This window comes from Rhizobium sp. UFLA01-1127 (assembly GCF_059803845.1).
The window spans coordinates 29,855-49,809 of the sequence record NZ_JAUQTZ010000029.1 but is presented as its reverse complement, the minus strand read 5'-3'; the positions used below and the strand labels follow the sequence as shown (position 1 = coordinate 49,809).

The window sequence follows — 19,955 nt, the reverse complement described above, 5'->3', positions numbered from 1 at the left end:
GCCCTAATCTGCGCTCGTGCGAATATAATAATGAGGGTGGATTCGTGAGCATCGTCGATCCTGTGACCCAGGAGATCATCGAGGGCAAGGTGGCAGCGACCGTCGATGAGATGGGTGTCGTCATGGCGCGGACCTCCATGAGCCCGGTGATCTACGAGGTGCTCGATTTCGCCTGCGGGCTGTTGACGCGCGACGGGCAGCTGGTCGCCCAGATGAATGGCATCACCCTGTTCACCGGCACCTTCGGGACCCAGGTCAAGTCGCTGCTCGACCTTTACGGCGACGATCTGGAAGACGGCGACATTCTGCTGACGAACGACCCTTATTCCGGCGGCACGCATGCCTGCGATTTTGCCATCGTCAAGCCAATCTTCTTCGAGGGCCGGATTCTGGCCTATGCCATCAACGTCGCCCATTATCTCGATGTCGGCGGGTCCGTTCCCGGTTCGCTTGCGCCGAACGCCGTCTCGGTTTTCCAGGAAGGATTGAGGCTGCCGGGCGTTAAGGTAGCGCGCAGCGATCGCTTCTCGGGTGAAGTTCTGCGTATCATCCGTGAAAATGTCCGCCTGCCCGAGATTGCCATCGGCGATCTGACGGCACAGGTGGCGACCGTCCGCGTCGCTGCCCGCCGCATGAGCGAACTTGCCCGCAAATATGGCAGCCATGTCGTGGAAGCCGCATTCGATCACCTACTGTCGGTGAGCGAGAGACAGGCGCGAGCAGCCATTGCCGCTCTGCCCGACGGAACCTATGAGGCGACCGACATTGTCGACGGAGATGGCGTCACAACCGACCCTATCGCCGTCAGGGTGGCTGTCACGATCGCAGGCGATCGCCTGACAGCGGATTTCACCGGCTGCCCGCCAGCGGTGGCAGGCCCGATCAATTGCGCGGCGGGTGCGCTTCAATCGGCTGTACGCACCATCTTCAAAGCGCTGGTGGCGCCGCAGGCACCCTCCAACGAGGGCTGGTTTCGGCCGCTCACCGTCATCGCGCCGAAGGGTTCGATTTTCACCGCCGAGAAACCCTCTCCGACGGGCTGGTACTACGAGGGCTCCGTGCACGCCTCCGAACTCGTCTGGAAGGCTCTTGCCAAGCTCATGCCCGAGCGCTTTTCTGCCGGCTCCTATACGAGCCTTTGTGTCGTCTATATCGCCGGCAAGGATGCGGCCGGACAGCCGTTCATCCATATCGAGCCGCAGCATGGCGGTTGGGGTGCGAGCAGGGATGGTGACGGTGCCAATGCGTTGATCGCGCTGACCGATGGCGATACCTACAATTATTCCGTCGAGGTCATAGAGGCGCGCTTTCCTCTGCTTGTGCGCCGCTATGCGCTCAACGTCGAGGGAGGATCGGGCGCCGGCCGCCGCCGCGGCGGCTTCGGCGTCATCCGCGACTATGAGATCGTTGGAGACGGCGCATCGGCCTATTGCAGCTTCGGGCGAACCGATACGCCTCCCTGGGGGATCGAATGCGGCAGGTCCGGCAGCATCAACCTCCTGCAGGTGGAAGAGGGCGGCGGCAAGATCAGCAATTTCCGCCGCGAGCCGCATATCGCGCTGAACCGTGGCGATCTCGTGCGGATCATCACGGGCGGCGGCGGTGGCTGGGGTGACCCGCGTGCCCGCGAGCAGGAGCGGGTCCGCCGGGACGTTGAAGACGGTTACATCACCGAGGAGGTGGCGCGCAGCCTCTATGGATATGAAGAGAGGATGGCGGGATGATCAGACTGGCGACGGATGTGGGCGGTACCTTTACCGACCTCGTCGGTTATGATGAGCGCACCGGCGAGATCTTTACCGCCAAGAGCCTGACGACCGTTCACGATCAGTCCGAGGGCGTCCTGACCGCGATCGAACTTGCCGAGAAGAAGGATGGGCTTTCGACGCGCGATGTGATCTTTTTCGCGCATGGCGGAACGACCGTCATCAATGCCATTACCGAGCGCAAGGGCGTCCGCACGGCGCTCGTGACCACGGCCGGTTTTCGCGACGTGCTGGAAATCGGCCGCGGCAACCGCCCCGACCTCTACAATCTCCAGTTCAGAAGCCCCGAACCTTTTGTGCCGCGCAGCCTTCGTTTCGAAGTGCGCGAACGCATGGACGCCAAAGGCCGGGTGCTGGCACCCATCGAACTCGGCGACATCGAGCCTATCATCCGGGAGTGCCGTGCGCGCAAGGTAGATGCGGTTGCGGTCGTTTTCCTGCACAGCTACGTCAATCCCGAGCATGAGATCGCCTGCGCGAAGGCGCTTGCCGAAGCGATGCCGCATGTCACCGTTTGCGCCAGCCACGAGGTTTCCCGTCAATGGCGGGAATATGAGCGATCCAATACGGCCGTGCTCAACGCCTATGTGCAACCGATCATCAAGCGGTACTTCGCGCGGCTGGAACGCGCCCTGACCGAGCGCGATCTCACATGCCCCTATTATGCCATGCAATCGAACGGCGGCATCTCCACCTTCGATCAAGCGCAGATGAGCCCACTGACGCTCGTCGAATCCGGCCCCGCCGGTGGCGTGGCGGGTGCCGCGCGCATCGGCAGCGTCCTTGGCGAATCGGAAGTGCTTTCGCTCGATGTCGGCGGTACGACGGCAAAATGCTCCTTGATACATGACAGCCGCCCGACGCTCGACAGCGAATACAAGCTCGAACATACCCGCATCGCCCCCGGCTATCCTGTGCAGGTGCCGGTCGTCGACATCGTTGAGATCGGCGCGGGCGGCGGTTCCATCGCCCGCATCGACGAGCGCGGCGCGCTTTGCGTCGGACCGGAAAGCGCCGGTTCGACCCCAGGCCCAGCCTGCTACGGGCGCGGCGGGACCAGGCCGACGCTTTCCGATGCGCTGCTGACGCTCGGCGTTTTCGATCCGGCAAGCTTTGCCGGCGGGCAGATGCGGCTCGACAAGGGCAAGGCTGCCGCCGCCATTGCAAGCGTTGCCGAACCGCTTGGCCTTTCGGTTGAAGATGCCGCACTCGCCATCGTCGAGATTGCCCATGCGTCGATGATCAACGCGTTGAAGCTCGTCACCGTCCAGCGTGGCCATGATCCGCGCGACGCCGCCTTCGTCATCTCCGGCGGCGCCGGACCTGCGCTTGCCGCTCGCCTCGGCCGCGATCTCGGTGTGAAAGTGACCGTCGTTCCGCCGCATCCCGGCATCTTTTCCGCTTGGGGGATGCTGGCGGCGGAGCCGCGCGCCGATTTCCGCGGCACCTGGTTCTCGCCCCTCGCGCCGGAGGCGGTCAGCGGCCTGAAGCACCGTTTCGAGGAGCTGAAGCGCGATGCGGTTGCCTATTTCGCCAAGGGGGATGCTGCGGAGATCCGCTATACCTGCCGTGTCGAGGCTCGCTATCGCGGTCAGGAGCATGGCGTGTTCGCGCTGTTCGAGCTCGATGACGATGTCGAGAGTTTCGCCGAACGGTTCCATGCGGTGCATGAGCGCGCCTATACTTTCTGCCTTCGCAACTCGCCGATGGAGATCACCATGATCCACCTGGAGGCAGTGCTTCACGGCCCGGTCATCGCCATCCCGAAACTCGATGGCACCGGGCGCTCGCTGGATGCAGCCTTCAAGGCCCGTCGCGAGGTCTATTTCGGCGGGACGGCGGGTTGGGTATCCTGTCCGGTATACGAACGCGCAAAACTGCCTTCTTTGCAGAAGATCGCCGGTCCGTTGATCGTCGAAGAGGCGACCGCGACATCGCTGGTGGTTGCCGGACAGGAGCTTGAGGTGAGCGAAGAAGGCCTGCTGCTCATCCGCGAACGCGATGGGAGCCGCGTCTGATATGGCGATAGCGATCGGTCTCGACCATATCGTCAGAAGTTACGGGCCGATGCGTGCCGTTGACGACGTGACGCTCGACATCAGGGCAGGAGAGTTCTTCACGCTGCTCGGCTCGTCCGGTTGCGGCAAGAGTTCGCTGTTGAAGCTGATCGGAGGCTTCGACAAACCCACTTCGGGCCGCGTTCTTTTTGACGGAAAGGATATGGCCGATATTTCGGCCAATCGCCGTCCGGTCAACACAGTCTTCCAGTCGCTCGGGCTCTTCCCGCACATGAACGTCGCGCAGAATGTCGGCTACGGGCTGAAGCTGCGCGGGCTCTCCGGCGCTGCGCTGAAGATCAGCGTCGAGGGTGCTCTGGATCTGGTCGAGCTTTCCGGTTTTGCGGATCGCGACGTCAACCTTCTTTCAGGCGGCCAGCGGCAGCGCGTTGCTCTTGCCCGCGCGCTCGTCATGGAGCCGGGCATCCTCCTGCTCGACGAACCTCTGACCGGGCTTGACGAACGGCTGCGCCAGCAGATGCGCAACGAATTCGGTCGGCTGCACAAACGCACCGGCGCTACCTTCATTCTCGTCACCCACAATCAGGACGAGGCGCTCAGCCTCTCCGATCGCATGGCGGTGATGCACAAGGGGCGGATCGAGCAGACCGATGTGCCGGCACGCTTCTTCGAAGCGCCGGCCAATGCTTTCGTGGCCCGTTTTATCGGCATCGATACGCTCCTCAAGCCTGAAAGAATTTCGATTTCCGGCGACACGGCCGTCGTCACGATTGCCGGGCAGCAGATGAGCGCGAGTTTTTCGGGAGCCGCACCGTCCTCAGATGCTCTCGTCGCGATCCGTCCCGACCGAATCGAGCTTATCCCGGCTTCCGTTGAAGCGGCGGAAATAATTGAACTTAGGGTTGTCGAAAACATCTATCGCGGATTGAGCCATGACGTTACGCTCGCTTTCGCCGACAGCCAGCGTGTGGTGCTAACGACCAGCGCGGACGCAACTCCGCCCTTGCCGGGCGAAAGCGTGCGCGTGCGTCTGAAGCCGGGTGCTGCACTCTTGATTGATCGTTCCGGAATACCGGCCTTGGCTGCAGGCGATGAGTAGAACCCGAAATGGCTGAAACAAGCGAAAAATGAGGGAAGGGAATGACGCGATGAACAAGAATAACGATTTCGCCTCCTCCGCCTTGAGGAGCAATATGCAGCGCCGTGACATGCTCAAGCTGATGGGCGCGGGCGCGGCCGCGCTATCTCTCGGTGGGCTTGGCGCAACGAGCGTCATGGCCGATGAGGCGTCGGTTGCGTTCTGGGCGACTGCGACACTCGATATCGGCGACAAGTGGCAGGAATTTGCGCGCCAGAACGGCGTTGCTCCCGAATTCACCGACAACGGCAACGACGTCGGCCCTGTGGTCGCACGCCTTGCTGCCGGCAATGCCAACGATCTCTTCGACGTCGGCGGCTTTCAGGGCGGCGCCGAACGGGAGCTTGCCAAGCAAGGGCTGATCGCCGCCTGGGACGTTTCCAAAATCCCGAATTTTGCCGGCCTCTGGCAATGGGCCAAGGACATCCCGACTTTGACCTACGAGGGCAAGCAGTACGGCATTCCGACCGTCGTCAATGCCGACTCCATCATCTATCGCCCCGACAAGCTCGGCAAGGTCGACAGCTATGGGGTCATCTTCGATCCGAAGCTCAAGGGCCGGGTTGCGATGGAAGATGCCTGGATCAACAGCGCCATCTTTACCGCCATCTATCTGAAGGAAGCAGAGAACAAGCCGATCAAGGAACCGGGTAACCTGACGGAGTCCGAGCTCGGCCTGGTCATGGAATTCCTGATCAAGCACAAGAAGGACGGCCAGTTCCGTACCTTCTGGAACGGCTGGGAACAGGGCGTGCAGCTGGTGGCGAACGAAGAAGTCGATGCCATGACTGGCTGGGAGCCGATCGTCTATGAAGGACGCAAGCGCGGGCTTCAGGTGGAGTATGCCGCACCCGTCGAAGGTTACGAAGGCTGGGGCAACAACACCGTTCTGCTCAAGGGTGCCGCAGAGCGCGGCAAGGCCGACGCTGCCCACAAATTCGTCAATGCACTGCTTGCCGGCCTCTATGGCTGCGAGCTGGGCAAGGCGCGCGGCTATCTCGTGCCATCCGACAACAACCTTGCTTATGCCAAGGCCCATCCGGACGAATACAAAGCCGACGATGTCGCCAAGCTTGCCGACCATGTGAAGGCGAAGTTCTCCGGAAAGGTCTATTGGCAGAATTGCCGGCCGGACAATTTCCAACTCTACGAAGAATGGTGGCAAAAGCTGCGCAACGCCTGACGTGACGCGATGGACCGGGGCTGGCGCACCTGTCGAAGGACGGGCCGGCCCCCAGCCGATGGGATCAACGCCGAGAAAAGGAGGATCAGACCATGAAGACACCGGTTCTATTGCTGGCTGCTCCGCTTGCGGCGATCCTCGCGCTTGGCCTTGCGCCGCTCGTCCTGGTCGTGGTCTGGAGCTTTTGTGCCTGGGATCCTGCGACCTATTGGATCAAGCCGGAGTTCAGTGTTGCAGCCTATGGCGCCATCCTGGAGGCCGGGCGCTGGAGCGTGTTCCTGTCCACCCTCGGCAAGGCGTTTCTGACATCGGCCGTTTGCCTTGCGATCGCCTATCCCACCGCCTATGCGATGTATTTTCTGGCCGGGCGCCGGCTATCGGTTTTGCTCGCGGCCCTGCTGACCATCCCATTTTTCACCTCCTATCTCATCCGCTCCTTTTCCTGGCGGCTGCTGCTTGGCCGCACCGGCGTCATCAACACGCTTCTCCAGCAGGCCGGCATCACCGATGCGCCGCTCGACTGGCTGCTGTTCAGCGATTTTGCCGTCATCGTCGGACTAGTCGCCTCCTATCTGCCATTTGCGACCTTCCCCATCCTGCTCTCCATGCGCCGTGTCGATCCGATCGCGCTGGCGGCATCGCGCGATCTCGGCGCCGGGTTCTGGACGATGGTGCGCACCGTGCTGCTGCCGCTGACCTATTCCGGCGTCTTTGCCGGATTCCTGTTCGTCTTCGTCATGGTTGCCGGATCGTCGACGGAGGTGCAGATGCTCGGCGGCGCGGGCGCATCGATCGTGTCCGTGATGATCAACGACGTCATGCGGGTCGCCAATTTTCCGCTCGCTTTTGCGATTTCGACGCTCATGCTCGTCATCGTCTTCGGGCTGGTGCTGATCGGGGATGCCTTGTTCGGCCTCTCCTCGCTGTTCGAGGAGCGCGGCCAATGATCGTCAGGGAAGGAACGACCCCGCGCATCGTCATCTGGACGCTGACCGTCATCGGCCTCGTCGTGATCTATGCGCCGCCGCTCTATCTGCTCGGCGTCTCGTTCAATCCGGCGCTGCAGCCGGGACTGCCGCATTTTTCGGACATTACCCTGAAATGGTATCTCTCGCTCGGCTCGGAAAGCGCGCTCGTGGCGGCGCTCGGCCAATCGATCGCCATTGCGCTTGCAACGGCGGTCATCGCGACGCTGCTGTCGCTGGGCGCGGCGCTGGCCCATCGCGAGCTCCACCGAGGACGCAGCCTGTGGTTTTTGACCGTGCTGCTGCCGATGTTCGTGCCGGGTGTCATCCAGGGGTTGGCGCTTTCGACCGTCATCAGCCGCGTCGGCGTGAAAGCATCGGCCTTGACCGTCATTGCCGGCCATCTTCTATGGGCGATGCCCTTTGCCTTCATCGTCATCCTGACGAGCTTTGCCGCGGTGAAGCGGACTTACCTGATGGCGGCGGCCGATCTCGGTGCTGGCCGCTTCCGGCAATTCCTCGATATCACCCTGCCATTGATCCGGCCTGGCCTCATCAGTGCCTTCATCTTTTCGTTTCTCCTGTCACTCAACGAGTTCACACGCGCCTTCTATCTGTCCGGCCGCCAGAACACGTTGCCGGTGGTGCTGTTCGGCAAGATGAATTCCGGCGCCTCGCCGACGATCTATGCGATGTCGGGCGCAATCCTCCTTATTTCCAGCGTCTGCGTAGTGGCCGTGGCACTGCGTTCGCTGCTCATGCAACGCCGAGCGAGGTGATCGATATGCGAATAGGACTGACGAGCCGCAAATTCTGCCCGCCCTTGGACCTCCATCAACGGGAGTATAGAGGATGAAACAGGAATCGAAGCTGATGGCGTTGATCCGCGCCGGAAAGAGGCAGGAGGCGCTTGACATGGTCGAGCGGCTGAAAATGGCCGCGCAATCGCTGCCGACATCGATCAAGGTGGATCGTTCTGGTATCGTTACCTACTATAAGGGAAATTGCCGCTTTGTAAGAAACGTCCAGGGTGGCTGGGATCAGGTGCCGAAGAAGAAGTAGATGGTCGCCGTACGGAATTTGGCGTCCAGGTCCGTCGGCGCCTGCGCATTCCGGTTGAAAAGGAGAAGCCCCGAGAGGCAGCATCTCCGTCAGGCGCAAGAGAGGGTGCAATGTGCCAGAGTACGCAATTCCTGTTCAGCGAACTTCCGTAAGTCACGATTCACGATGGATATTGTTCAGTACAACAGTGGTTTCATCAAGTATTCAATATCTTTAATATGTAATAATATTAGAAGATATATTATTTAGAAATATAAAATTAATATCCGAAGCCTAAGGTCTCCCAACCCGTCATCGCGCAGATGACGGGCAATTGAAGGAGACAGGACCATGTATCGTGTTTCTCAATTCAACAGGGCGCGGGAGGGGGCTGCAGCGGTCGAATTCGCTTTGATCGCGCCGCTTTTCTTCCTTCTGCTTCTCACGCTGGTTGCCTTCGGCATCTATCTCACCGCCGCTCATTCGCTGCAGCAATTGACGGCCGATGCCGCCCGCACGGCGGTCGCCGGGATATCGGCGGATGAGCGAAGCCAGCTGGTGCAGAACTTCGTCACGAATTCGACGATCAACGATGCTTTCATCAACAAGAGCAAATTGACGATAACCGTCGCCACCGATCCGGCCAACGCCAATCAGTTCACGGTCAGCGCCAGCTATGACGCGTCGGATCTTCCGATCTGGAACCTCTACACTTTCGCAATGCCGGATCAAACCATCCGCCGCTATTCGACCATTCGCCTCGGAGGTCTCTGATGAAGGGACTTTTCGGTCGGCTTGCCTGTCTGCGGGACAGGCGGGGAAACGTCGCCGTCACCACCGCACTTGCGTCTCCTCTGATCCTCTATTGCCTCGGCCTCGGCATCGATTATGGCATGATGACCCTGCAGCAGCGGCGCTTGCAGCAGCTCAGCGACATAGGCGCGATCACGGCTGCCTCCGATATTGCGAATGCTCCGGGCGCACTTCTGTCCAATCTGCAGAGCAACGGAACGACAGCCGCCGTCGCGTCGGATAGCGGTTACCTGACGACCGGCGGACTGATCACGGTCTCGGCAGACAATCATGACCAATATGAAACCTTGGGCAGTCTGGTGCTGGGAACCTACACCGCCGACACGTCGATCGCGCCCGAAAATCGCTTTTCCACGGGGAGTTCCCCTTATGATTCCGTCAAGGTAACGCTGACGCAAAAGGCGGTGATGCCATTCGCCTCCGCCTTTGCCACTGCGCCGACCTTGAGCGCCACGGGTACCGCCTCCAGCCAGCGCGTGGCGGCATTCTCCGTCGGATCACGGCTGGCGAGCCTCAATGGCGGTATTCTCAACCAGCTCTTGGGCTCTCTTCTCGGCACGCAGATTTCCCTGAAGCTGGTGGATTACCAGTCGCTCGTCAGCGCCAACGTCAACCTCCTGAGCTTCCTCAATCTGCTGGCAACCGATCTCAAGCTCACGGGCGTCAGCTATAATCAGCTGCTTGCGACCGATGTCACCTACGACAAGATTCTCGGTGCGCTCGGCAAATCGTCCAATCTTTCTCCGGCAGTCGTCGCCATCATCAACAATCTGGGCTCGGCACTCGGCACCACAAGCCTTACCGTCAAGCTGCAGGACATTCTCAATCTGGGGCCGCTGGGTACGGATGTCGTCGGGACTGCGCCCAATCTGACCGCCACTACGAGCGTCATGAACCTGATCTCCGCGACCGCAATGGCTGCCAATCAGCAAAGGCAGATCGCGCTCGATCTCGGAACCTCGGTTCCCGGCGTCGCAACGGCGAAGATGACGCTTGCGATCGGCGAGATTGCCCAGCAGACACCGGCTGCTGCCGTGGGGGCACCGGGTACCATCGTCCGCACGCCGCAGGTTCGCGCGGCGATCGAAGTGGCGGTCACCGGCCTGTCGCTGCTCGCGGGATTGAAGATCAGAGTGCCGCTTTATATCGAGATTGCGCCCGCCGAAGCCAAGCTTGCCTCGATCACCTGCGTGGGCGGCAGCACGCCGAATGCCGTCGTCGGGATAGATGCCGTGCCGGGCGTTGCGGAGATCGATCTGGGAGATGTCGATACCTCGGCCTTCGTGAATTTCGGCTCCAAGCCGCGGGTCACGCCGGCGGCTATCATCGATTCCTTGCCCTTGAAAGTGGTCGCAAGCGCTCAGATCGACATCGCCAACATGAGCCCGACGCGGGTGAACTTTCAGCCGTCGGAAATTTCCGCCGGCACCGTCAAGACCGTATCGACAAGCACTATCCTGACATCGGCCGTCCAATCGCTCCTGAAAAATGCCAATATCAGCGTCCAGGTGCTCATCCTGACCATCGGTACGCCGAGCGCGGTTCTGGGAGCTGTCGCCAATACACTTTCCGCCGTGACGACACCCATCGATCAGCTTCTCTACAATCTGCTCGGTCTTCTCGGCGTCGGTGTCGGACAGGCCGACATCCAGGTGACCGACGCACGCTGCATGCAGCCCGTGCTGGTACAGTAGCGTTTGTACAATAGCGCTTGTACCGTTGCGCTTGGTCCAATGTCGATGACGTCGGCGCAAAAGGCCGGCGTGCCTTGTCCCCTGGCAGCACGCCGATTGCATTGCCGTCCGGAATACGACAATGGATGAGTACAATCATCCGGTGCGCCGCTGGATGCAGCTTGCCGGCTGAAGAGGAGAGCAGGGCCTATGGCACAGACACATCTCGGTAAATCCATCGCGCAGCTCTCGGTCCTGATTCAGTCCGGTCGCCTTGATCCGGTCGCGCTCGCCGAGGAGAGCCTCGATGCGATCCGGACGCATAAGGATCAGGCGATCTTCACGCGGCTTTTGGAGACGCGGGCCAAGGAGGAGGCCGCGGCCTCCTCGCGGCGGCTGCGCGAGGGGCGCTCGCGCGGGCTGCTGGATGGCATTCCCGTTGCCTGGAAGGACCTGTTTGCCATTGCCGGCCTGCCGACCACGGCCGGGTCTATCGTGCTTGCGGATGCAGAGCCTGCGCAAGATGACGCCGATGTCGTCACGGCGCTGAAGGCGGCCGGCATGGTTGCCATCGGCCGGGTCAATATGACCGAATTCGCCTTTTCCGGCCTCGGCCTCAATCCTCACTACGGCACGCCGCACAATCCGCTGGCCTTCGACGTCGCGCGGATTCCTGGCGGCTCGTCTTCCGGTTCCGCCGTGGCGGTTGCCGCAGGTCTCGTGCCAGTGTCGATCGGCACCGATACCGGCGGCTCCGTGCGCATACCTTCCGCCTTCAATGGCCTTGTCGGTTACAAGGCAAGCCACGGCCGCTACAGCATGGCTGGCGTCTTTCCATTGGCGGCCAGTCTCGACTCGCTTGGTCCCTTGTGCCGCAGCGTCCAGGATGCCATCTGGGTCGATGCCGCGTTGCGCGGGCGTTTTGCGCCGGAAGCCGAGCGCGCCGAACCCGCCGGGCTTTCCATCGTGGTGCCGACGAATGTCGTCATGGATCACGCAGAGGACGGTGTCGTTGCTGCCTTCGAGGTGGCGCTTGCTCGCTTAAGTGCCGCCGGCGTCAAGATACGCCGGGCCGTCTTTCCGGCTTTCGCGCGGCTCTTTGAGGTGATGGCCGAGCACGGGCCGCTGGCAACCGCCGAAGCCTTCGCGCTGCATCACCGCCGGCTGGCCGGGCCGGAGGCCGAAGCCATGGACCGGCGGGTCGTGGCGCGGCTGCGCCTTGGCGAGAAGATCAGTTTGGTCGGCTATCTGGAAACCCTCAAAGTGCGTGAGCAGCTGATCAAGCAGGCTGCCGGAATGCTTGGGCCGAACGAATTCATCGCTTATCCGACGGTTGCCCATGTCGCGCCGGCACTTGCGCCACTCGAGGCCGATGACGAACTGTTCGGGAAGGTCAACGGCAGGACGCTGCGCAATACGGCGATCGGCAATTTCTTCGATTGGTGCGGTGTGTCTCTTCCTTGCGGCGCGGGTGAAGCCGGCATGCCGGTCGGATTCCTGCTGTCGGCTCCGAAGAACCAAGACGAACGGCTGCTGGGGGCCGCGCTGGCGCTCGAGGAAATCGTCGCCGGATAAAGCAATTCCAGGAAAAGTTGCGCCAGCGGTTTTTCGTCCGGGATTGCGTGAAAACAAAGAGATAGAGTGGTTCAGAGATTCCGTGAAAAACTGAACCGCTCGAGGGGCCTTCAACCACTTGAGGCATATTTACGTCAGGTATGGGCCGACGCGTTCCGCCACGGATGCCACGTCCTCCATCCGCATGCCTGCGACGTTAATTCTTCCGGAGTCCGGCATGTAGATGCCACGCTCGGCCTGGAGCTGCCGGACATTTTCAGGAGAGATCGGCAGAACGGAAAACATGCCCTCCTGGGAGCCGATACCGGCAAGCTCGGGACGGAAGCGGGCAAAGGCTTCGGCGGCAGCCCGGCGGATCTCGGCCATGCGGATGCGCATTTCGCCGAGTTCATCGACCCAGGCCCGGCGACGGGAGGGATCCTGGAGGATTGCCGCGACAATGGCTGCCCCATGCGCCGGCGGCATGGAGTAGCTCGCGCGGGCGTGACTTGCCAGATTGCCGATACCTTTGTCGAGTGATGCCTGGATATCTCCGAGCAGGTAGACCGCGCCCGTGCGTTCCCGATAGAGCGAGAAGGATTTGGAGCAAGAGACGGCGACCATGACCTCACCGACCGCTTCGATGATCGTCATCATTCCGGCCGCGTCTTCAATGGGGCCGCGCCCGAGGCCCTGATAGGCGTTGTCAAAGAGCGGCAGCAATCCTTTGGCAGCGATGACGGCGGCAATGTCCTGCCAGGTCTGCGGCGAAAGTCCGGCGCCTGTCGGATTATGGCAGCTTGTTTGCAAAAGAACCGCATCGCCGGGCGCGGCATTCTGCAAACTCGTCAGCATCTCGTCGACAAGGACGATCTGCTTGCCGATGTCGAAGAAGCGATAGGTTCCCATCTGAAGACCGACGGCGGCAAAGATCGCCTGATGATTGACCCATGTCGGCGTGCCGATCCAGATCTTCCGCCGCTTGTCGCGGGCAAGCAGCTCCGCAGCCAGGCGCAGGGCGCCGGTGCCGCCCGGAGTCTGAATTCCGGAAATCAGCCTGCCGCCATGATGCTCTCCGAAGACTTCGAGCGCCAGCGTCCGCAGGAAGGCGGGATCACCCTCGGGGCCGATATAGGATTTGGACTCTTGCGTTTCCCAGAGATAGTGCTCCGCCGCCTTGACCACTCTCATGACCGGAGTGCGTCCCATTTCGTCGCGATAAACGCCAACCCCGAGATCGATCTTTCCAGATCGCGGATCGGCGGCGAACTTGGCGATCAATTCCAGCAGAGGGTCCGGCCTTTGTTCAGCCAGGCTGTCAAAAAACGCTGTCTTGCTCATTTGCTCCTCCCTGCACTCATTGAGGCCATTCCTCCAGAACCCGCTGGAATTCGGTCAACCAGGCATTCGTCTGGTGGCCGTCCAGTGAGCGGTGGTCGATCGTGAGCGACACATAGGCCATCGGGAGGATCTGGATCGTATCGACCCCACCCACCTCCCGCACCACGACGCGCTTCTCAAGCTTGCCGATGCCGAGAATGGCCGACTGCGGCTGGTTTATGATGATGGGTGAAGCAAGCAGCGAGCCGGAAACCCCGTGATTGGAGATCGTGAATGTCCCGCCCTTCAGCTCTTCGTTCCTGAGGGCATTGGATCGCGCCTTGTTCGTCAGATCCTGCAGCCGGGCGGCGATCGGCTCAAGCGAGAGGGTCTGCGCCTGACGGATGACCGGAGCGACCAGACCTTTGTCGGCCAATGCGATCCCGATGCCAATATTGATGTCCTCGAATATCTCGAGACTGTCTTCATGCCACCGGCTGTTGACCTCCGGTACGGCCTTCATGGCTGCGACGGACGCAGCCATGAAATAGGCCGTGTAGGACAAGTTTATGCCTTCGGCCTTCATACGGTCCTTGTGGCTTTTGCGGTGGCGTATGATCGCGGTGAAATCCGCCTCGAAGACTGCCGTGACCTGAGGTGCCGTCGCTAAGGATTGGGCCATGTGCCGTGCGACCGAAAGCCGCATGGCCGAATGGGGTATCGTCCTTGATCTGCCTTCAACCGGCGGTGCCGGCAAAGGCTCGGTGGATGGCACCCGCTGCGATGCGGGAGCGGATGGGTGTGATTTGCTCATCTCCAGGGCATGATCCATGTCGGCCCGCGTTACACGCCCACCCCTGCCGCTGCCTTTCAGGTTAGCCGGATCGAGCCCATATTCCTTGGCGGCCTTGCGGACGGCGGGCGAATAATAGCTGGAAACCGCGGCAGGCGCAGTCGAGGCTGGCTCTCTCTGCAAGGGGCTGGCAGGTGCTTCCATGGCAAGGCCCGCTTCGACGTTTAGTCGCCCCAGGATCGCCCCAGGTGCGGCGTCATCGCCATCCGACATGGCGATTTCGCTGAGGATGCCGTCGCAAGGTGCCGATATCTCCTGGGTCACCTTGTCGGTTTCCAGTTCGACAAGCGCATCGCCTTCCCGAACGTGGTCCCCGATTTGTTTCAGCCAGTTGCGGACAACCGCTCTCGTGCCTTCCTGTTCGATCGGCGCTGTAATTTCGATCGTGTTCGTCATCGCTAGAACTCCAGGATTTCAGCAATGCGCTTGGCGATCCGTTCGGTGGAGGGGACGGCCCAATCGAGGAGGATCGGGTTATGCGGGCTCGGAATATCTGGCATGGTAAGCCGTGAAACCGGCGCGTCGAGATCCGTGAAGGCCTTGTCTGCGATCACGGCTGAAATCTCGGCGCCGAAACCGGCTGCTTCGAGGTCTTCATGGACGATGAGGCAGCGATGCGTCTTGGCGACCGAAGCGAGCACGGCCTCCCGATCCCAGGGCATCAGCGTGCGAAGATCGATGATATCGGCGGAAAAGCCTTCGGCCGCTTCCTCGCATCGGTGCACCATGGCGCCCCAGGTGACGATGGTGATGTCGCTGCCGGTCCGCGTTAGTCTTGCCTTACCGAATGGCAGCGCGAAATCGTCGCCGGGATAGGGGCGCCGTGCCCAGGCATGATCGAGCATTGCCCTGTGCTCGAAGAAGATGACCGGGTCGTTGCCGCGCAATGAGGTGCGCAGCAGGCCGACGGCATCCTCGGCATTCGAGGGAACGGCAACCTTCCAGCCGGGCTGGTGCACGAAGGCTACTTCATTGGTCTGGCTGTGCCAGGGATCGCCGCATTTGAAGAAGCCGCCGGGTATGCGCACGACGATGGGAGCCGCAAACCGGTTGTTGGTGCGCCAGCGAATGGTGCCGCAATCGTTCAGCTGTTCGGTCGCCGGCTCGGCATATTTCCGGAACTGGATTTCAGGGACAGGAACGAGCCCTGCCAGCGCCATGCCGACGGCGCGGCCGATAATTCCCTCTTCGGACAATGACGTATCGAAAATGCGCTCATTGCCGAATTTTTCCTGCAGGCCGAGGGTCACGGCATGGACCCCGCCCTTGGGACCGATATCCTCGCCGAACATGACGACGCGTTCATTGATCGCCATCTCATGTTCGAGCGTCCTGCGGATCGCCGTGACCATGTTGATGCGGGGGCCTGACATCTCGGGCTCGTCCGTTGCCGCCGGCGGCACATATCCGGAGGGATGCTGGCCGCCCATCGCCTGCATGTCGCCGTCGAAGAACACATGGCGGGTAACGGTGGATGGGTCTGCAACCGGTCTGCCTTCGGCTCGCGCGCACGCGCTTTCTGCCGCCTCTCGTGCTTCGCTCTCGCAGGCGTCCCACTCCTCCATGGTCATCACGGCGGGGACGAGGAAGTCCTTGAGGCGCGGCAAGGGATCTCGTGCCCATTCGCGCCTCACGGTTTCCTCGCTCTTATAGGTCTGCGTGTCCTGAAAACTGTGGCCTTCGAGGCGCGGAACCGTCAGCCGTAAGAGAGCGGGTTTGCGCTCACGGCGGACGAATGAGACTGCGTCGTGCACAAGATTTGCCGCCTCGGCGGGGCTGCTGCCGTCGCCATCGAATATTGCAAGATTTCTCCAGCTTGCAAGATTGGCTGCGATATTGCCGCCGGGCGTCTGCGCCGTCGAGGGAACGGAGATGCCGAAGCCGTTATCCTCGATGTAGAAGAGCATCGGCAATGCTTGCGTCGTTGCGGCGGTCACCGCTGCCCAAAATCCGTTCGAGGCGACGGAGCCATCGCCTCCAAGGACGACGGCGATATCTCGCGTATACTCTTCGCGCCCCAATGTGGTGGCATAATATTTCATCGCCTGCGCCCAGCCGGCCGTCGGCGTATATTGGGCTCCCACGCCGCCGCACATGGGCAGGGCCGAGGCGCCGGAGCGGTTCGGATAGTTGAAGACGACACCGATGTCGCGCCCGTCGGAATAGCCGCCGGCGCGGCCCATGGCCGAGCCGAGAGCATCGGCCGGATCGACGTCGAGCGAGAGCAGCAGAGGCCGAGAGCGATAATAGCCGCAGGCCGCATCGTGCAAGCCTGTCAGCTGCGTGCCGAGAAGGATTTGCGCCATGTCGTGGCCGCGCGCCGAAAACTGATAGAGGACCTTCTTTTCCGGAACGAGGCGCTTTTCCTCCATCTCGTCGAGGGCTCGGGAGAGGTGGACGAGATAGGCAACCCGACGCCAGTCGATGCGATGGTCTGGCGAGTTTCGCTCATGGTTCTTCAAAGCTAGCTGGGCCATGTGATCCTCCTCCATATGGCCTCATAATTCTAATTCAGAACACCCGCGTTATTCCTTTCAATTTCGCATGGTTTTGCCTAATATTTGAAATGCTCATTTCACAAGCATTAGGTTTTTGAATGGAAGATTTCGATCTTGATCACGTCGACCGAGCGATCCTCCGGGTGCTGCAGGAGGAGGGGGATATCGCCCAAGCCGCGCTCGCCGAAAAGGTCGGTGCGTCGCCCGCCTCCTGCTGGCGAAGGATCAAGGCACTGGAGAGCGCCGGCGTGCTCGGCAGGACGGTTCGTCTCGTCGATCCCGACAAGATCGGCAAGGGCCTCAATGTCTTCTGCCAGGTCAAAATGAAGACCCACGATCCCGCGACGCGGCGCGATTTCGAACAGTTCATCGCGAGCTATCGCGAAGTGCTCGAATGCTATTCCATGTCGGGAGAATGGGATTATCTCATCCGCGCGGTTGTTGCCGATGTCAGGGAATATGAAGGGCTTTTAATGCGCGGTATCCTGACACACGAAGCGGTGTTGAGTTCGTCGTCGCACTTCTCGTTGAAATGCGTGAAATACACGACGGCATTGCCGACGAGTGTCGCGCGATAGGGGCCTCCGGCCGCACTCGAGTGGAGTGGTACTGGGCAGCCGGATCGGTCGAAAAATAGTCGCGGGCAATATAGGTTTCCACCCATTCCGCCGGACAGGTCAGCAGGAGAAGCGGGTTCCATTGTGAAAGCGCAGCCATCTGCCTGACATGAAAAGCGGCGTTGGCAAGACCGTACATGGAGCAGAACCTGAAAAGAAACTGCCGCAATTCGTCGGTCGCATTTGCCTGAGCGATCTCGGACAGGCAATGAGATTGGCATGATCCGTATTCGGCGCAGGCATTATTTCGTATAGATTTCTCTCGAGTTTGCGGCAATATTCCCTCATCTGCCTTTAACATTGATAGTATAGTCAGAGACGGACAGACAGGTCGAAGAGGGCGCGTGCAGATGAAAGCCGTATTGTCGACTGAGAAGGAACAGGCTCCGCCTGCATCGCCTAAGAAAATCCTCTACATCCAGCCGGGAACGAGTTCGTTTGCCGGCATCGAAAGAGTCGTCGACACCATATGCTCCGCTCTATCCGATAAGTATGCGGCCGATTTCGATATCGATGTCCTCTACACGTCCGAACACAAGAACCGGCCGGATGGAACACAGAGCTACAATACGATCGACAGGATCGTGCACAACAGACGGGAACTCATGTCCGTCTTGCGCGATGTCATCGGGGCAAGGGACTACGATCTGGTCGTTGTTCCTCAGATCGAGCCGACGGTGATCTGCATGATCGCCTGCATCGGCATCCGGCGGAATTTCGCCATGCACCTGCACGGCAATCCGCGGCTGGAGCCAAGCCATCTGAAAGCCAAGATACTGTTCTTCCTGATGAGGATCTATTTCATCAGGCAGCTGACCTATGTGTTCGGCACGTCGCCACGGCAGCTCGAGTCCTTCAAGGCGATGTTCAGAAGCAATGTCCGGCAATATTGGCTGCCCAATCCCGTTAGAAGGTTTGACCCCCTCCATAAGAAGCCCGAAGGGGAGGGCGGCTGCGTGACATTCGTGAACGTCGGTCGTTTCTCTTTCCAGAAAGGGCAGGATATTCTGCTCAAGGCATTTGCGGAGGCTTACAAGCTTCGCGCTAATATCAGGCTGAAGGTGGTGGGGTATGGGGCAGGCGAGGCGGAACTGCGCGAACAGATCGCGGATTTGAACCTCGAAGACGCGGTGAGCGTCGAACACCATCCCGACAATCCTTCGCCGGCGCTGGCGGCGAGCGATGTCTATGTGTCGACATCACGCTGGGAGGGCTGGTCGCTGGCGATATGCGAGGCCTTGCGGTTCGGCTTGCCGGTCATTTCGACCGATTGCGAATTTGGCCCGAGCGACATATTGGTCGACAGACGCCTCGGCCTTCTCGTCCCGATCGCCGGAGGCGAGGAACTCGTCAAGGCGATGCTTTATTATTGCGACAATCTCCACGACGAGCGCGCGCATGCCGAATTTCGTCAAAACTTCATAGACATCTACGATACCGAGCGGGTCGTGGACGTTCACGCCGATGCGTTGCGCATAGCCTCTATGGGACCCGCGCCGCTGATTGCCTGAAAGATGGTGTCCTTGAGCGACCCGGCACCGGCCGGGTTTTCAAGGGATCATCCATAGATCCGCATGTAGTCCACCCGCATGTAGGTCTGGCGATCCTGCGGCTGCAGAGGATCGGGAAAGGGCACGTCCGAGCGCAGCGCAAGCGTCAGCAACGGCCAAAAAACATCGCCCTGCGCATCCATTTCCGCCGAGCGTCCGAGCATCCAGTCGACAGGCTCGCCCGTCTTGGGATCGAGGATCTGCTTGCGTTCGAAATAGAAGCGGCAGCGCGCACCCTCGATAAGCAGGCCATAGCGGAAATAGCCCGTTGTAATATCCACATCCGTGGGAACGCCGACCCCTTCGTGATGCTCGCCCGGCTTGCCCCACTCATGCAGATAGGCGCCATAGAGATCATGCTCCCAGCCCTTCTGCTCGACCACGTCGAGCTCGATGCTCGTTGTGGGAAACAGAATGCTTCTGCCATTCATCAGCCAGAAGGCCGGAAAGCTCAAGGGATGAGCCGGAAACCACATCCGCGCCTCGAAGTAGCCTTGTCGCCAGCCCTTCAGGATCGTGCCGTCCGGCCTGGCCGTCTGAATGTTGCCCGATATCCATTGATATTCAGGCAGATTGTTGCCGTAGTAATTCGGAACCTGCATGGGGCGCCCGATATATTGCGCCGAGATCTGCAGTGCCTTGCCGTTGCTGGCGGACGGGTCGTCCACGATCGCGTAAGGATCGAACCCTTCCTCGCCGCCGAAGCGGCTGAAGGCCGATCTGCCGTAAAAGCCGCTGTCGAAGGTTGTCGCCTTGGCTCCTGCATGCCAGATCGCCTGATCAAGCGCTGTAAAGTTTTCCTCGAAGACGATCGCGCGGCCTGCTGTCGGATCCGGTGATGCTTGCGCCGCCGGATGGCGGTTTGCAAGCAGGAAACCGCCGGCTGCTGCAAGCGATGCGGTGCCTATCAGCACCTTGCGCCGGGATGTCAGGCTTCGCATCGCTGCTTCTCCTCGATCGAATGGA

16 protein-coding genes and 1 pseudogene are annotated in these 19,955 nt (G+C 60.7%); 12 read left to right on the top strand and 5 right to left on the bottom strand.

From position 1 onward, the window contains the following. The first annotated feature begins 44 nt into the window (after positions 1-44). The 10 genes from Q4Q11_RS09925 (at position 45) to Q4Q11_RS09880 (ending at position 12,172) form a co-directional block, all read left to right on the top strand. Positions 45-1,724, top strand: coding sequence for a hydantoinase B/oxoprolinase family protein (locus Q4Q11_RS09925; protein ID WP_498569391.1), 1,680 nt, complete (start codon positions 45-47; stop codon positions 1,722-1,724). Next, positions 1,721-3,784 (top strand): hydantoinase/oxoprolinase family protein, encoded by a 2,064-nt coding sequence (locus Q4Q11_RS09920; RefSeq protein WP_498569390.1) that lies wholly within the window; start codon positions 1,721-1,723, stop codon positions 3,782-3,784. The genes Q4Q11_RS09925 and Q4Q11_RS09920 overlap by 4 nt, the downstream gene beginning before the upstream one ends. A 1-nt stretch (position 3,785) precedes the next feature. Next, a complete protein-coding gene (locus tag Q4Q11_RS09915; protein ID WP_498569389.1) occupies positions 3,786-4,883 on the top strand; it encodes an ABC transporter ATP-binding protein in 1,098 nt (365 codons plus the stop codon). A 49-nt stretch (positions 4,884-4,932) separates the two neighbouring features. Then, positions 4,933-6,105 (top strand): substrate-binding domain-containing protein, encoded by a 1,173-nt coding sequence (locus Q4Q11_RS09910; RefSeq protein WP_112513060.1) that lies wholly within the window; start codon positions 4,933-4,935, stop codon positions 6,103-6,105. Between the two features lie 92 nt (positions 6,106-6,197). After that, positions 6,198-7,052: an ABC transporter permease gene (locus tag Q4Q11_RS09905; RefSeq protein WP_113216897.1), complete on the top strand. Its 855-nt coding sequence runs from the start codon at positions 6,198-6,200 to the stop codon at positions 7,050-7,052. Then, complete coding sequence (locus tag Q4Q11_RS09900; protein ID WP_498569388.1) at positions 7,049-7,849, top strand: ABC transporter permease; 801 nt, start codon at positions 7,049-7,051, stop codon at positions 7,847-7,849. The genes Q4Q11_RS09905 and Q4Q11_RS09900 overlap by 4 nt, the downstream gene beginning before the upstream one ends. Before the next feature lie 73 nt (positions 7,850-7,922). Continuing rightward, positions 7,923-8,132, top strand: a complete 210-nt coding sequence (locus Q4Q11_RS09895; protein ID WP_498569387.1) for a hypothetical protein — start codon at positions 7,923-7,925, stop codon at positions 8,130-8,132. A gap of 330 nt (positions 8,133-8,462) precedes the next feature. Then, positions 8,463-8,885 (top strand): TadE/TadG family type IV pilus assembly protein, encoded by a 423-nt coding sequence (locus tag Q4Q11_RS09890; RefSeq protein ID WP_112513056.1) that lies wholly within the window; start codon positions 8,463-8,465, stop codon positions 8,883-8,885. Next, on the top strand, positions 8,885-10,618 hold the full coding sequence (locus Q4Q11_RS09885; protein WP_498569386.1) for a pilus assembly protein TadG-related protein: 1,734 nt from the start codon (positions 8,885-8,887) through the stop codon (positions 10,616-10,618). Before Q4Q11_RS09890 ends, Q4Q11_RS09885 begins: the two co-directional genes overlap by 1 nt. Before the next feature lie 189 nt (positions 10,619-10,807). Next, on the top strand, positions 10,808-12,172 hold the full coding sequence (locus tag Q4Q11_RS09880; RefSeq protein ID WP_498569385.1) for an amidase: 1,365 nt from the start codon (positions 10,808-10,810) through the stop codon (positions 12,170-12,172). 129 nt (positions 12,173-12,301) lie between these two features. On the opposite strand, the gene Q4Q11_RS09875 is transcribed toward Q4Q11_RS09880, so the two are convergent. The 3 genes from Q4Q11_RS09875 to Q4Q11_RS09865 are packed head-to-tail and all read right to left on the bottom strand — an operon-like array spanning position 12,302 to position 16,801. Beyond that, positions 12,302-13,492 (bottom strand): aromatic amino acid transaminase, encoded by a 1,191-nt coding sequence (locus Q4Q11_RS09875; protein WP_498569384.1) that lies wholly within the window; start codon positions 13,490-13,492, stop codon positions 12,302-12,304. Between the two features lie 16 nt (positions 13,493-13,508). Further along, positions 13,509-14,720 (bottom strand): dihydrolipoamide acetyltransferase family protein, encoded by a 1,212-nt coding sequence (locus Q4Q11_RS09870; RefSeq protein WP_498569383.1) that lies wholly within the window; start codon positions 14,718-14,720, stop codon positions 13,509-13,511. Between the two features lie 2 nt (positions 14,721-14,722). Further along, positions 14,723-16,801 (bottom strand): transketolase C-terminal domain-containing protein, encoded by a 2,079-nt coding sequence (locus Q4Q11_RS09865; protein WP_498569382.1) that lies wholly within the window; start codon positions 16,799-16,801, stop codon positions 14,723-14,725. 119 nt (positions 16,802-16,920) lie between these two features. On the opposite strand from Q4Q11_RS09865, the gene Q4Q11_RS09860 reads away from it, so the two are divergent. Further along, positions 16,921-17,400 carry an Lrp/AsnC family transcriptional regulator gene (locus tag Q4Q11_RS09860; RefSeq protein ID WP_113214457.1) on the top strand — a complete coding sequence of 160 codons (480 nt, stop codon included), beginning with the start codon at positions 16,921-16,923 and terminating at the stop codon, positions 17,398-17,400. A gap of 19 nt (positions 17,401-17,419) precedes the next feature. Here the strand turns inward: Q4Q11_RS09860 and Q4Q11_RS09855 are convergent. Further along, a pseudogene (locus tag Q4Q11_RS09855) lies at positions 17,420-17,740 on the bottom strand (autoinducer binding domain-containing protein); the annotation flags it as partial. Positions 17,741-17,789: 49 nt separating this feature from the next. Here Q4Q11_RS09855 and Q4Q11_RS09850 point away from each other — a divergent pair. Next, positions 17,790-18,950, top strand: a complete 1,161-nt coding sequence (locus Q4Q11_RS09850) for a glycosyltransferase (protein ID WP_498569381.1) — start codon at positions 17,790-17,792, stop codon at positions 18,948-18,950. A 47-nt stretch (positions 18,951-18,997) separates the two neighbouring features. Here the strand turns inward: Q4Q11_RS09850 and Q4Q11_RS09845 are convergent, their stop codons facing one another. Then, positions 18,998-19,930 (bottom strand): glycoside hydrolase family 16 protein, encoded by a 933-nt coding sequence (locus tag Q4Q11_RS09845; protein WP_498569380.1) that lies wholly within the window; start codon positions 19,928-19,930, stop codon positions 18,998-19,000. Between the last annotated feature and the right edge of the window lie 25 nt (positions 19,931-19,955).

What these genes read in the sequence shown, in the direction of transcription:
- Q4Q11_RS09860 (WP_113214457.1), top strand. Translation starts at nt 16,921, where the DNA reads ATGGAAGATTTCGATCTTGATCACGTCGACCGAGCGATCCTCCGGGTG.
- Q4Q11_RS09875 (WP_498569384.1), bottom strand. Translation starts at nt 13,492, where the DNA reads ATGAGCAAGACAGCGTTTTTTGACAGCCTGGCTGAACAAAGGCCGGAC.
- Q4Q11_RS09865 (WP_498569382.1), bottom strand. Translation starts at nt 16,801, where the DNA reads ATGGCCCAGCTAGCTTTGAAGAACCATGAGCGAAACTCGCCAGACCAT.
- Q4Q11_RS09920 (WP_498569390.1), top strand. Translation starts at nt 1,721, where the DNA reads ATGATCAGACTGGCGACGGATGTGGGCGGTACCTTTACCGACCTCGTC.
- Q4Q11_RS09880 (WP_498569385.1), top strand. Translation starts at nt 10,808, where the DNA reads ATGGCACAGACACATCTCGGTAAATCCATCGCGCAGCTCTCGGTCCTG.
- Q4Q11_RS09910 (WP_112513060.1), top strand. Translation starts at nt 4,933, where the DNA reads ATGAACAAGAATAACGATTTCGCCTCCTCCGCCTTGAGGAGCAATATG.
- Q4Q11_RS09845 (WP_498569380.1), bottom strand. Translation starts at nt 19,930, where the DNA reads ATGCGAAGCCTGACATCCCGGCGCAAGGTGCTGATAGGCACCGCATCG.
- Q4Q11_RS09915 (WP_498569389.1), top strand. Translation starts at nt 3,786, where the DNA reads ATGGCGATAGCGATCGGTCTCGACCATATCGTCAGAAGTTACGGGCCG.
- Q4Q11_RS09890 (WP_112513056.1), top strand. Translation starts at nt 8,463, where the DNA reads ATGTATCGTGTTTCTCAATTCAACAGGGCGCGGGAGGGGGCTGCAGCG.
- Q4Q11_RS09870 (WP_498569383.1), bottom strand. Translation starts at nt 14,720, where the DNA reads ATGACGAACACGATCGAAATTACAGCGCCGATCGAACAGGAAGGCACG.
- Q4Q11_RS09905 (WP_113216897.1), top strand. Translation starts at nt 6,198, where the DNA reads ATGAAGACACCGGTTCTATTGCTGGCTGCTCCGCTTGCGGCGATCCTC.
- Q4Q11_RS09850 (WP_498569381.1), top strand. Translation starts at nt 17,790, where the DNA reads ATGAAAGCCGTATTGTCGACTGAGAAGGAACAGGCTCCGCCTGCATCG.
- Q4Q11_RS09885 (WP_498569386.1), top strand. Translation starts at nt 8,885, where the DNA reads ATGAAGGGACTTTTCGGTCGGCTTGCCTGTCTGCGGGACAGGCGGGGA.
- Q4Q11_RS09895 (WP_498569387.1), top strand. Translation starts at nt 7,923, where the DNA reads ATGAAACAGGAATCGAAGCTGATGGCGTTGATCCGCGCCGGAAAGAGG.
- Q4Q11_RS09900 (WP_498569388.1), top strand. Translation starts at nt 7,049, where the DNA reads ATGATCGTCAGGGAAGGAACGACCCCGCGCATCGTCATCTGGACGCTG.